The sequence below is a fragment of the Dyella sp. Tek66A03 genome (genome assembly GCF_052567735.1).
This window is the reverse complement of the sequence record NZ_CP199584.1, coordinates 2,006,366-2,019,779: the sequence shown is the minus strand read 5'-3', so window position 1 is coordinate 2,019,779 and position 13,414 is coordinate 2,006,366. Positions and strand designations below refer to the sequence as shown.

At 63.5% G+C, this 13,414-nt stretch carries 10 protein-coding genes; 5 read left to right on the top strand and 5 right to left on the bottom strand.

What is annotated here, in order from left to right:
* The first annotated feature begins 306 nt into the window (after window positions 1-306).
* Complete coding sequence (locus ACT01B_RS08930) at window positions 307-2,430, top strand: TonB-dependent receptor (protein ID WP_445146997.1); 2,124 nt, start codon at window positions 307-309, stop codon at window positions 2,428-2,430.
* An 11-nt stretch (window positions 2,431-2,441) separates the two neighbouring features.
* Window positions 2,442-3,140, top strand: a complete 699-nt coding sequence (locus ACT01B_RS08925) for an acid phosphatase (RefSeq protein ID WP_445146996.1) — start codon at window positions 2,442-2,444, stop codon at window positions 3,138-3,140.
* 218 nt (window positions 3,141-3,358) lie between these two features.
* Here the strand turns inward: ACT01B_RS08925 and ACT01B_RS08920 are convergent, their stop codons facing one another.
* Entirely contained in the window at window positions 3,359-3,916 is a 558-nt protein-coding gene (locus ACT01B_RS08920) for a cytochrome b (RefSeq protein ID WP_445146995.1), read from the bottom strand.
* 226 nt (window positions 3,917-4,142) lie between these two features.
* On the opposite strand from ACT01B_RS08920, the gene ACT01B_RS08915 reads away from it, so the two are divergent.
* Window positions 4,143-7,268 carry a ligand-binding sensor domain-containing diguanylate cyclase gene (locus ACT01B_RS08915; protein ID WP_445146994.1) on the top strand — a complete coding sequence of 1,042 codons (3,126 nt, stop codon included), beginning with the start codon at window positions 4,143-4,145 and terminating at the stop codon, window positions 7,266-7,268.
* Window positions 7,269-7,281: 13 nt separating this feature from the next.
* Here the strand turns inward: ACT01B_RS08915 and ACT01B_RS08910 are convergent, their stop codons facing one another.
* The 4 genes from ACT01B_RS08910 to ACT01B_RS08895 all read right to left on the bottom strand — a co-directional run bounded on the left by ACT01B_RS08910 (window position 7,282) and on the right by ACT01B_RS08895 (window position 11,538).
* A complete protein-coding gene (locus tag ACT01B_RS08910; protein ID WP_445146993.1) occupies window positions 7,282-7,950 on the bottom strand; it encodes a YoaK family protein in 669 nt (222 codons plus the stop codon).
* Between the two features lie 8 nt (window positions 7,951-7,958).
* Window positions 7,959-8,621: an outer membrane lipoprotein chaperone LolA gene (gene lolA / locus ACT01B_RS08905; protein ID WP_445146992.1), complete on the bottom strand. Its 663-nt coding sequence runs from the start codon at window positions 8,619-8,621 to the stop codon at window positions 7,959-7,961.
* 135 nt (window positions 8,622-8,756) lie between these two features.
* Entirely contained in the window at window positions 8,757-11,084 is a 2,328-nt protein-coding gene (locus tag ACT01B_RS08900; protein WP_445146991.1) for a DNA translocase FtsK, read from the bottom strand.
* Window positions 11,085-11,175: 91 nt separating this feature from the next.
* The gene (locus ACT01B_RS08895; protein WP_445146990.1) at window positions 11,176-11,538 is read right to left on the bottom strand and encodes a hypothetical protein; all 363 of its coding nucleotides are present in this window, start codon (window positions 11,536-11,538) and stop codon (window positions 11,176-11,178) included.
* A gap of 233 nt (window positions 11,539-11,771) precedes the next feature.
* Between ACT01B_RS08895 and trxB the strand changes: the two genes are divergently transcribed.
* Together trxB and ACT01B_RS08885 are read left to right on the top strand one after the other, a co-directional pair.
* Window positions 11,772-12,737, top strand: coding sequence for a thioredoxin-disulfide reductase (gene trxB / locus ACT01B_RS08890; RefSeq protein ID WP_445146989.1), 966 nt, complete (start codon window positions 11,772-11,774; stop codon window positions 12,735-12,737).
* Window positions 12,738-13,391 (top strand): DsbA family protein, encoded by a 654-nt coding sequence (locus tag ACT01B_RS08885; RefSeq protein WP_445146988.1) that lies wholly within the window; start codon window positions 12,738-12,740, stop codon window positions 13,389-13,391. It begins immediately after the preceding gene.
* Window positions 13,392-13,414: the final 23 nt, after the last annotated feature.

The window sequence follows — 13,414 nt, the reverse complement described above, 5'->3', positions numbered from 1 at the left end:
GACGACATGAACTGACCCACGAAAACAGCCTCGATCATTAGTCCACTAATGATCATTTATTACCAGACTTAGGGCTTTTTTATAATTAGCTCATGGCAATTAGCTACACCAATCTTAGTATTGTCTTAGCGCATTATATTTCGATTATTCAACTAACCTTCCAATAATCATTCCGTTGCCAAATTGTCATCTAGCCCCTCTACGGTTGCGCTCTGCTTCACACCTCAATAACACTCCAACGGGCACCCCATGACACGGCAGACTTCGGCGCTTCATTTGCGCTCTCGGACGACTATTGCTCTTTGCTTGGCCGCGGCTCTCGCATCTCCCGTCTGGGCCGGCGACACCACCACGACTGACAACAGCGCTTCGTCGGCAACGGCCAAGAGCCTTGATGCCGTCCAGGTCACTGGCACCGACACCATCGGCAATATCGCGCCGACCCAGGGCTCGGCCATCGCCACGCAGCCGCAGACGACCATCAGCAGTCTCTTTCTGCGCAAGAATGTGCCGCCGACCGGCGACTACACCGATGCCATCTCGATCTCGCCCAGCGTCTCCACCGTGGCGCCGAACGGCCCGGGCCTGATGGAGGCTCCTGTTGTCTCCATGCGCGGCTTTCAGGACGGCGAATACAACGTCACCTTTGACGGTATTCCCTGGGGTGATCCGAACGACTTTACGCATCACTCCACCTCGTACATCACCAACGAGACCACCGGCAGCATCGTGATCGATCGCGGTCCGGGCACGGCCAGCACCCTGGGCAACGCCACCTTTGGCGGCACGGTCGGGGTCAACACGCTGACGCCGTCGGATCATTTCAGCATCGAGCCCTACCTCAGTTTCGGCAGCTGGAGCACCGAGGTGCAAGGCGCGACGTTCAATACGGGACGCATCGACCAGACCGGCGGCACCACCGCCGTGATCAATGTGCAGAACAGCGACTCGGACGGTTACCTCACCTTCGCCGGCCAGCGCCGACAGACCGTGTTCGCGAAAGTCGAGCAACCCCTCGGCGAGAACACCACGCTGACGTTCGGCGGCATGTACAACAACCTCACCCAGTACGTGCCGTTCGGCGCCACGGCGGCGCAGATTCAGCAGCACGGCCGGAACTACGCACTCAGCGATGATCCGACGAGCCAGAACTACTACCGCTACAACAAGGACGATATCAACACCTACCTGGGTTATCTGGGTCTGCACTCCGAGTTCAGCGGCTGGACCATCGACAACAAGGTTTATACCCTCGCGTACAACCACTTCGGCTACAACGGTGAAGACCCCAACGGCGAGACGCCGAATGGCACGGTCTACGGGCCGGACAACGTGCCGGGCCAGCGCATGCGCAACTGGTACCGCTCCTGGGGCGATATTTTCCGCCTGACCAAGGACCTGGGCCCGGGCGAGATTCACACCGGCTTCTGGTACGACGACCAGGACAACCTGCGCTGGCTGAATGAAGTGGATGCCACGCTGAACGGCGCGCCCAATGCGGTGCCGGCTTCGGCCGCGGTCGACCGCAACATGACCGACACGCTGAAAACCTTCCAGCCCTACCTGGAATACCAGTGGAACATCACCGACGCGGGCTACCTGGTCGGCGACGTGAAGTATGTCGACTTCAAGCGCACCATTGATGCCACGGTGAACCAGAAGACGCTTGATCCGCTGAACTACTCCAAGGACTGGAGCAAGGTCCTGCCCTCAGCGGCGCTGCACTGGCAGTTCACCTCGAACTGGACGGCTTACGTGCAATGGGCCAAGGGCTTCCTGGCACCCAACCTCAATACCTTCTACACCACGGCGCCGCAGGAAAGTGGCGGCCTCCAGCCGCAGCAGACGATCAACCGCCAGCTCGGTACCAACTGGAACGACGATCGCCTGACCTTGTCGGCCGATGTCTACTACATCAACTTCAACAACAAGATCGAAAGCCGCAAGGTCGGTGGCATTACAACCTTCTTCAATCAGGGCGGCGCCATCTACAAGGGCTTCGAGATGGAAGGCAGCTACCTGCTTGGCGCCGGCTTCAGCGTCTATGCCAACGGTTCGCTCAACCGCGCCACCGACTCCACCACCAACCAGTGGCTGCCCAACGCGCCGAGCAAGACCGCCGCGCTTGGCGTGATCTACAACCAGGGCCCGCTGTACTTGTCGTTGATCGACAAGTTCGTCGGCTACCGCTACGGCGACACCGGACAGACCCAGCCGTTGGGCGGTTACGCCATCACCAATTTCGCTGCCAACTATGCGTTTACGGACATGGCCGACCTGAAGGAAATCCGCGTTGGGCTGCAGGTTTCCAACCTGTTCGACAACAAAAGCATCAATGCGTTGGCCGGCTACACCGCGCAGCTCGGTACACCGCTGTACTTCACCATCCCGGAACGCAGCTACATGGTCACGTTCTCGGCGAAGTTCTGACGATGATGCGCATGACGATGCTCGGGCTGGCACTGTCGCTGGCCCTCCCCGCCGCTGCCTTAGGCAGCGGCGGCTCCACCCTGGACCTGGTGGCGGTACTGCCACCGCCGCCTGCGTCTGGCTCGCTGGCGGAGCAGCATGAACTGCAGACGGTGCTTGGCGTGCAAGCGAACCGCACGCCAACGGACGAAGCCGCCGCTCTTGCGGACACCGAACATTCGGTGTTCCGCTTCGCCGACGTCTTCGGCAGCGGCTTCGACCCAGCGAAGTTGCCTCATATGGCGGCGTTCTTCGTTCGGCTGGCCAAATACGACAAGGCCAGGGTCAAGCCGGTGAAGAACTACTGGCACCGTGCGCGGCCGCCCGTCATATCGGCGCAGGTAAAGCCACTGGCACAAGAAAAGGCGGACGACTGGGGCTATCCAAGCGGCCACGCGACCCTGGGCTATAGCGAAGCCGTGTTGCTGTCGAACATGGTGCCGGAGAAGCGTGCGGAGATTTTTGCCCGCGCCGATCTGTATGGCCTGCACCGCGTGGTCATGGGTGTGCACTACCCCAGCGATGTCGAAGCCGGTCGACTGGCAGGCACCGTGATCGGTGCCGAGCTGCTGCATGACCCGGATTGGCGAGCAGACTACGAGGCGGCACAAACAGAGTTGCGCGCCTCGCTGAAACTGCCAACCACCCCTCCCAAGGACGGACCGGGCTGATCGCCCGTACGGCGGCATCGGCCTGGAACACCGGTGCCGCCAACAAGGCTTGCTTGAACGATGGACGCCGGCTAGGACCTCGAAATAGCCGCCCTTTCGGTGGGAGCGACTTCAGTCAGTCGCGACCATGGCAACCGAGGCAAGCGTTTGTCGCGACTGAAGTCGCTCCCACCAAGAATCGCGTGAGCGCCATCACAACGATTCGACCCGGTGGCTATCTAGGCGCGTTCGCTAGGTTCGTTGCGGCGGCCGGGCAACATCCTGTGCAAGGTATCGTCACGCTGCACGTAGTGGTGAAACAACGCGGCGGCGGCGTGGGCGATGGCCAGCCACATAAGCACGTCGCCGACTGTTTCGTGGATGTCGCCGATGCGATGTGCAAGATCGGAGTCGGCGGTGCCCAGCACGGGCAGCGGCACGCCAAGCAGGTTCCAGGGTTTACCTGCGGCAAACATCATGCTGATGCCCAGCACAGGCACGGCAAAGGCGAGCAGGTATACGGCCAGATGGACGAGCTTGCTGAGCATGCCCTGCCAGCGTGGTGGCCGCGGCGAAATCGGCGGCACGGCCGTGCGCGCACGCACGAGCAGGCGCGGCACCATCAGCAACAACACCGCCATACCGAATTGCATATGGGCCCATTTGACGCCTCCGCGCAATGCGGAGCCACGCGGAAACCAGCCCTTGATCTCGATCAGCACAAGTGCGCAGACCACAAACGAAGCGATCAGCCAATGCAGACGGCGCAACCACGGCGCATATCGAATGGTGGACACGGCAACCTCGATGGATTCAGGAATGGGGCGACCATGCAAGCCGGCCTCGCGCTCAATATGGCCGAAGCCTGCTTTGATCTTGCTTAGAGTCCACGTGTGAACTCTGTTCCATCAAGCCCCCCAATTGGGTGGAGTGTCGTCTCCCAGCGACAGGACATGTCAGCGGGGAACCCGCTGCGGCTATCATGCGGTCTCACATGTGGCATCCAGGCCGCAGTGAGGCGAGATGTCACAGCGACAAGTTAGGTTCTCCCCTGACCCACCGGCGCATGGCGGCGTTGTCACGCTGTGGCGAGCTTCGCCTGCGTCTGCGTCGCGTGAAGACAATCGTCGCCTTCATCGCCTGCGCGCTTGGCTGACGTTCGTCCTTGTCCTGCTGCTGCCCTTCGGCACAGCGCGCGCCGACGATCCCTGGGCGCCCTTCGACGCACCATGGTTCGACCGCTTGGGCATCAACGATGGGCTACCGCATTCGATCACCACGGCGATCGTGCAGGACCAGCGCGGGCTGCTATGGGTCGGCACCATTGGCGGGCTGGTCCGCTACGACGGCTATCGCATGCAGGTGTTCGCCTTGGCGGCCGGAGGCAGATCGGGCCTGCCCGACGCGTATGTGCGCAGCCTGCTCGCCCTGCCAGATGGCGGTGTACTGATAGGCACCAATGCGGGCGGACTGAGCCGCTTCGATCCCGTCACCAACACGCTGCGCAACTATCCCATCGGCCGGGGCGGCACCTCGGATCGGAAGATCTATGCGCTGGCGCACGACGCCAACAACGGTGTCTGGATCGCTACCGACCACGGCCTGGATTACCTGGACCTGCACACCAACCGGATTGTGCCGGTAGCCACCGGCGCCGCCATCTCGCCGCGCAGCTTCAGCGTGCTGGAGGATCGCGCCGGCAATCTGTGGCTGGGCACCAGCAGCGGCCTGTTCTTCCGCCGCGCCGGCTCGCACACCTTCGTACGCCCGCCCCGCCCTGATGGCAGCATCGATACCGTGCTCGGCGACGGCATCTGGTCCATCCACGAGGATCGCGAGGGCCGGCTCTGGGTCGGCAGCAGCAAGGCAGGCGCTGTTTACCGGGATACCGACGGTCACTGGCAAGCCGTAGCCGGCTTCAGTGGCTACCAGAAGGATCACGCCCGACGCGCCACCGTGCGCGATTTCCTGGAGATCTCGACGGACACCATCTGGATCGGCACGGACGGTACCGGCGTGTTCGCCTACTCGCCCGGGGCCTCCGGTGTTCGCACCATTGCGCACGACACCGCCGTGCCGTCGTCGTTGCCCGGCGATGCGGTGCGCGCGCTGATGCAGGACCGTTCCGGCAATGTCTGGGTGGCGACCGACCTCGGCCTCGCACGGCACGATCCAAATGCGCGCACCGCCTTTGCCCTGCTGCCATCGACGCGCGAAGACCGCGCGATTGCCAGCACCAATGTGCGCGGCGTCTACGTCGACAAGCGCGAGCGCATCTGGCTGGGCATGAACTCCGGACGCATCGACGTCATCGATCTCGGCAAAGGCCAGATCCGCCATCTGCAACTGGGCGGCAACCAGGCTCGACGCGACGTGCAGGCTTTCGCCGAAGCGCCGGACGGCACCATCTGGGTAGGCACCCAGGGGCTGGCGCGGGTTGATCCGGACACGCTCGTGCTGCAGGACTCCCTGCTCGCCGACCTCGACGAAAAACCCGTGCTGAGCCTGCTCAGCGATGGCGAACAACTGCTGATCGCCACCTACGACGGCGTCTATCGTTACAACACGCACACGCACGCCTTGGTGCACTTCCGACACGCTGCGGATGATGCCGGCAGCCTCTCCAGCGACACCGTGCGGCACATCGCCGCTGTCGATCACACCGTCTGGTACCTCACGGCTTACGGCATTTCGATTGCCCCCAATACGCTGCAAACCCACGACTTCACGCACGTACTGAATCGCCCGGGCGATCCGTCCAGCCTGCCTAACGACCTGGTCACCTCGATGGCGACCGATCCCGAAGGGCAGCAATGGATTGGCACGGCTGGCGGCCTGAGCCTGCTGGAACAACAGGACAGTAACGGTGCGTTTCACTTCCGCACGATCGGCAGCGCGGATGGACTGGCCAGCGACAACGTCAATGCCGTGTTGTCCGACGGCAACGGCAACCCGTGGGTAAGCCTGCCCAACGGCGTGGCCATGATCGACGGCTCCACCCATATCGTGCGCAATCTTGGCATTCGCGATGGCCTGCGCATCGCCAGTTACATCTACGCGGCCGCCGCACGCGCGCCCACTGGCGAGCTGCTGTTTGGCGGGCTTGGAGGACTCACGGTGATCCGACCGGACTGGCGGCCGCCGAATACGCCCGATCCCCCACTGATCGTCACCCAGGCCGAGCTCAATGGCGTGCCCGTGCCTTTCGGCAAACTCCCGCGCACGAGCGAAACACTAGGGCTCGGCACGCATAACCGCAGCCTGCGCGTCGATTTCGCCCTGCTGGATTACCAGGCGCCGACGGAGACGAGTTACAGCTACCGCATGGAGGGCTTCGACGAGGGCTGGATTGACGTTCCCCGTGGCAGCCTGCCATCGGCCATGTACACCAACCTGCCTCATGGTGAATACATCTTGCGCCTGCGTGCAACGACGCGAGGCATGCAGCCGCGCCGGATCGAGACCACGTTGCAGGTGCTGGCCGAACCACGCTGGTACGAAACCACGATCGCCAGGATCGGGGCGGGCCTGCTGTTGCTTGCCCTGGTCATCGGACTGATCCATCTACGCACGCTATACCTGCAGCGAAAAGCCCGCCTGCTGCAACAGCAGATCGATACGCATACCCGCGAGCTGCGCGCGGCCAACCTGCGCCTGGACGAACTGGCCAATACCGATGAGCTCACCGGCGCCTGCAATCGCCGACGTTTTTTCGCGCTGGCCGAGGCAGTACGCGCGGCTGCGCCGGACGGCGGCGCCTGCATCGCCTTGCTCGACCTGGATCACTTCAAGCAGATCAACGACAGTTACGGGCATCTGGCAGGCGATGCGGTGATTCGCGGCGCCTGCGCGGCGATCCTGCAACAGTGCCGCGAGGTCGACCTGGTCGGTCGTTACGGCGGCGAAGAACTGGTGATATGCCTGCCAGGCATCAGCCTGGAGCATGGCATGGCCGTGGCGGAACGTATTCGCCAGGCGATAGCCGAGCAGCACGCCATCTACGAGGGCCGCGCGATTGAGGTGACGGCCAGCATTGGCGTAGCGGCCTATCGCGCAGGCGAGACCCTCTCGCAGTGGCTATCGAGAGCGGACGAGGCGCTGTATCAGGCCAAGCACGCCGGTCGCAATCGATGCGTGGCGGCGTCTTGAAGCGGGACCACGTTCACCGCGTCGCGATCAGGCGATGACGATAAATCGCATAGCCCAGACCCACCACGCCGGTGAGCACCGCCGGCACTAGCAACACGCGCTCCTGCCAGGCCAGGAAACCGAGCGCACCCAGGGTGGCGCCGACGATGAAGTGGCTGGCCACCAGCAAGCACACCTGCACGCGCAGCATGTCCACCGGCAAACCACGCAAGCGCTGACCCAGGTAGATGCCGAGGTCGGTGAAGATGCCGGAAAGATGGGTGGTGCGAAACGTCGCGCCGCTATAGGTGCTGACCATGGCGTTCTGCAAGCCACAGGCGGCTGATGCCAGATACAGGCCCAAATCGCGCTGAGCGTGAATCAGGGGAATCGCGGCGAACAGCAGCACTGACTCGATCATCAGCACGACGCCGTAGCGTCGCCCCAACTGCAACGTGCTCTGCTGCACGATAAAACCGCTCAGCACCGCACCGGCCAGGAACGAGGTGATGGCCAGGGCCCAGTGCGCAATCTCGGTCGTATCGAAGCGTGCCAGCGCCAGACCCAGTTCGGTGCTGGTACCGGTGAGATGGGTGATCGGCTGATGCCGAAAACAGAGATAGCCGACGGCATTGATGCAGCCGGCTATCAGCGCCAGCAAACCGCCGCCGATCCAGGCCCAGCGCGGCAGTTGACGCAGCATTGCCGCGATCAGTTTCTGATCGGCTGCGTGCTGAGCACCGGCGCGTCGCCGATGACGTCGGCGCCCGGCGGTGGAACGAAATTGAAGGTCGCCGGTGCAATCCGCACGTTGCGCTGCCAGCCGGAGAAACGAATGTCCGTGGTGGCGCCGAGCTGGTCGCGGAACACCATGCGGGCCAGGCCGTTCGCATCGAAACCGAGGTCGGCATAGTCGAACTGCGGATCCTTCGCGGTCGAGGTGAGGCGCAGCCAGCTCAGGCCATCGTGCTCACCCTGCTCGGCGACCTTGAAGTCCTTGTCCATCTGCTTGAGGTCGGTCAGCACGGTGAGCGGGCTATGCGATTCCTCGGAACTCTGCACGCGCACGGTGACCTGCTCCAGGTCCGGGTCGTACAGCCATACGCGGCTGCCGTCGGCAACGATGGTCTGTTTGTACGGCGTCAGCGTCTCCCAGCGGAACTGGCGCGGCGCCTCAAGCGCCAAGGTGCCGGAACTCGACTTTGAGGCACTGCCGTTCGCGTCGGTCAGCGACTGGGTGAACTTGCCGGTGAGCGAATGCAGGCCGGTGGCGAAGGCATCGAGCTTCGCGCGTGCCGGGCCGGCGGCGGCCTGGGCGAGACCGGCCATCGAAAACAGGAGCGCGGAGGCGACGAGAACAAACGAGCGTTTCATGGGGACCCTGTGGGTGGAGCGATGCGCGAAGTCTGCGGGGCTATAGCTTAATGGCGACTGGGCCTATGGAGCCCCCCTTTCCTCACCGTCATCCCAGCGTTCGCTGGGATGACGGGCAAGAACGCGGAACGCCCGTCAGTTCTTCGGCGGCGGCGGTGCCAACACTTCGCGATTGCCGTTGTGCTGGGGTGCGCTCACCACACCGTCCTGCTCCATCTGTTCGATCAGGCGGGCCGCACGGTTGTAGCCGATGCGCAGATGGCGCTGGACGCCAGAAATCGAAGCGCGGCGCGACTCGGTGACGATGCGCACGGCGCGGTCGTACAGCTGCGCCTCGACGTCGCCACCTTCATCGCCATCCTGTGGCAGGCCGGAGTCGTTGATGAACTTGCCGTCGCTGGTGGCCTGCACTTCTTCCAGCACACCTTCGATGTATTGTGGCGAGCCTTGCGACCTGAGCCATTTCACCACGTTGTGCACTTCGTGATCGTCCACGAAGGCACCATGCACGCGCTCCGGCGTGGCCGTGCCTGGCGGCAGGTAAAGCATGTCGCCATGGCCGAGCAAGGCTTCCGCGCCGGACTGATCGAGAATCGTGCGCGAGTCGATCTTGCTCGACACCTGGAACGCGATGCGGGTGGGAATATTGGCCTTGATCAGGCCGGTGATCACGTCCACCGACGGGCGCTGCGTGGCGAGCACCAGATGCACGCCAGCGGCACGCGCCTTCTGCGCCAGGCGGGCGATCAGCTCTTCGACCTTCTTGCCGACGATCATCATCATGTCGGCGAACTCGTCGATGATGATCACGATGTACGGCAGCGGCTCCAGCGGCTCGGCCGCCAGGTTCGGCATCTCGGGGTTCGGGCGGAACAACGGATCGAGCAGCGGCTGACCGGCGTTCTCGGCGTCCTTCACCTTCTTGTTGAAGCCGGCGAGGTTGCGCACGCCTACCGCGGCCATCAGCTTGTAGCGGCGCTCCATCTCGGCCACGCACCAGCGCAGCGCGTTGGCGGCTTCCTTCATGTCGGTGACGACCGGCGCGAGCAGATGTGGGATGCCTTCGTAGACCGAAAGCTCCAGCATCTTCGGGTCGATCATGATCATGCGCACGTCTTTGGCGCTGGCCTTGTACAGCAGGCTCAGCACCATCGCGTTGACCGCCACGGACTTGCCCGAACCGGTGGTGCCGGCCACCAGCAAGTGCGGCATCTTGGCCAGGTCGGCCACCACCGGGCGACCGGCGATGTCCTTGCCCAGCGCCAGCGCCACCGGCGACTTCATGGCGTCGTACTTGTCCGAGCGCAGGATCTCGGAGAGATAGACGATCTGTTTGCGGGTATTGGGAATTTCCAGGCCGATCACGTTCTTGCCCGGAATCACGTCGACCACGCGCACGCTGACCACCGAGAGGCCGCGGGCGATGTCCTTGTCCAGGCTCGACACCTGCGAGCCACGCACGCCAGCGGCGGGCTCCAGCTCGAAACGGGTAATCACCGGGCCTGGGTAGACGCCGACCACCTTGGCCTCGATGCGGAAGTCCTTGAGCTTCAGCTCGACCTGGCGCGACAGCACTTCCAGGGTTTCTTCGGAATAACCCGGTCCCTGCTCCGGCGCTTCGTCCAGCAACGAAAGCGGCGGCAATTCGCCCGGCGCCGCGGCACCGGTGAACAGCGGAATCTGCGTTTCCAGTTTGGCGCGTTCGCTCTTTGTCACCGGCGCCGGCGCCACTTCGATGCGTACGGGTTCGCGCTTGGCCTGTTTGACGGCCTCGACCTTCTTGACCACCTCGCGCTCGGCGCGTGCCTGGCGAGCGGCCAACATGTCCGGCGCTTCACGCAACTTGCCGCCAAACCAGCCGGCGAGCCTGAGTACGCCCTGCCCGGTCACGTCCATCACCCGGAACCAGGACAGGCCGGTCGCAAGGGTCACGGCGACGAGGAACAAGGCCAGCAACAGCAGCGGTGCGCCCTTTTCGCCCAGCGCATGCATCAGGCCACGGCCCACCCACATGCCGATGATGCCGCCCACGCCCTGAGGCAGCACGGGCTCATCATGGAAATTGAGATACAGCAGGGCGGGCGCCGTGATGAAGAAGAACACGGAACCGATCAGCCGCAGCGAAGGCTCCCACGGCTGCACGTTGTTTGCGCCGCGATTACGCAGCACCTGCACGCCGAGCACCAGCAGCAGCAACGGGAAGCAGTAGGCCACCAGCCCGAAGATGTAGCGCAAGACGTTGGCGATGTTCGCACCCACCGAGCCGCCAAAATTCCTGGCGTGCTCGGCCGTGCCGACATGTCCCCAGCTGGGGTCCTGGTCGTTGTAACTGAACAGGCAGACCAACAGGTACAAGGCTAACGGCAGCAACAACAGTGCCCCAGCCTCGCGCAGACGGCGCTTCAGCTCCTCGCTGAGACCCTCGCGCTCCTTTTCCTTCTTGACGTTCGCGCTACGCGCCACCGTATTCCTTTTCCTGATGCCTGTTTCTACGAGTGTCCAGCCATGTCAGGCATGGCCGGTCTTTCCATGTCCCCGGACGGGCTGACAAAACTTACGCCATGCCCTTGACCGCCGGATGAACCAGCCCATCACCGCCCAGGTCGATCCCCCAAGGCAGCGGTTCGAACTGACGCCATTCGTTGCCGGCGGCTAGACGCTGCACGTGGGAAGAATAGCGGGAGAACGAGTTACCGACGAGGTCTGCCGCACGAACCCGGCACGAGCTTCGCGCCGAGCCGGGAAACAGCGCGACCCAAGCCGGGGCTGCGCAGCCTTGAATAGACTCGCCGTCTTCCCCATCCTTGCGGGTTCGGACGCATCGCGCGGTCTTGGCGATGCGGTCAGAAGAAACCGCTGCGGCGGCTGGAGCGAATGACAAAACAGGTCGCCAGCCAAGCCAAAGGATGATAGCCATGGCCCGGAGGCCATTTTCACCATTTCGTCACCTTGCGCCGCCGAGCCACCGGGCGGATGTCGAGGAAAGTCAAAGGGATAGGAATGGCAAGGCGTAAGCCTGGCCGAGCAGCCCGCACGGAAAACGTCTCCCCCGCCAGCCAATCACCCGGGCATGTTCACGTTGCGACATGCTGGGTTTCGCCACCCAAACCACCGATCATTACCGCCTCACCACGCGGATAGAAGGAAAGCATGAACACAGTCACCAAGCACAGCCGCCTGCTGATCCTGGGCAGCGGTCCCGCCGGCTACACCGCCGCCGTCTACGCTGCCCGCGCCAACCTCAAGCCGACGATGATCACCGGCCTGCAACAGGGTGGCCAGCTGATGACGACCACCGACGTGGACAACTGGCCGGGTGATGTCGAGGGACTGCAGGGTCCGGCGCTGATGCAGCGCATGGCTGAGCATGCCGAGCGCTTCCATACCGAGATGGTGTTCGACCATATCCACACGGTGGATCTCAAGCAGCGTCCGTTCCGCCTCAAGGGCGACTCCGGCGAGTACACCTGTGACGCGCTGATCATCGCCACCGGCGCTACCGCCAAGTACCTGGGCATCGCCAGTGAAGAGCATTTCAAGGGTCGTGGCGTATCCGCCTGCGCGACCTGCGACGGCTTCTTCTTCCGCGAGCAGGAAGTGGTGGTGATCGGTGGCGGCAATACCGCCGTCGAGGAAGCGCTGTACCTGTCCAACATCGCCAGCAAGGTCACCCTGGTGCACCGCCGCGACAAGCTGCGCGCCGAAAAGATCATGCAGGACAAGCTGTTTGAGAAAGCCGCCCACGGCAAGATCGATCTGGTCTGGAACAGCACGGTCGACGAGGTACTGGGGGACAACTCCGGCGTCACCGGCGTGCGCGTCAAGGACCTCAATAATGGCGAGACGCGTGATATCGCCGCCACCGGCTTCTTCGTCGCCATCGGCCATACGCCGAACACCGGCATCTTTGATGGCCAGCTCGACATGCACGACGGCTACATCAAGATCCGCACCGGCCTGAACGGCATGGCGACGATGACCTCGGTGGCAGGCGTATTCGCCGCCGGCGATGTAGCCGACCATGTGTATCGCCAGGCCGTCACCTCGGCCGGGTTCGGCTGCATGGCTGCACTGGATGCTGAGCGCTGGCTCGATCAGCAGGGCCCGGCCTCCTGAATGACGGTTGCCACACTGCACTACATCCATGACCCGCTGTGCGGCTGGTGCTATGCCGCACAGCCGCTGGTCAGCGCAGTGGTCGACACGCTCGGCGACCGCGTTGCGCTGAAGCTTCATGGCGGCGGCCTGTTTGACGAGCCACGGACGCTGGAGCCGGAACTGGCCGAGCACATCGTGCATTCGGACGAACGCATCGGCTCGCTCAGCGGCCAGCCGTTCGGCAAGGCGTACCAGGAAGGCCTGCTGGCCGAACAGGGCACGGTGCTGTTCTCGTTGCCGCCGATTGCCGGGGTGCTGGCCGCCCAGGCACTCGATGCCAGCAAGGCGTATCCGATGCTGGTGGCGATCCAGAACGCGCACTACCAGCAAGGCTTGCGCGTGGTGGAACCGTCGGTGCTGGCCGAACTGGCCGAGACGCTGGGCCTGGATGGCGAGGCTTTCCAGCAGTCCTTCGCCAAGCTCCAGGGCACGCCAACGCTGGAGCACGTCCAGGACAGCCGCCGTCTATTGGGTGAACTGGGCGGGCAAGGCTTTCCCACGCTTGCACTGGAAGTCCACGGCAAGCGCCAGATGTTGCCGCATCATTACGATTACGGCCGACCGACGGCCTTCGTCAACCGCGTCGCCGCGCTGCTGCCGGCGGTACATTGAATGGAACGCGGCAGACGACGAGC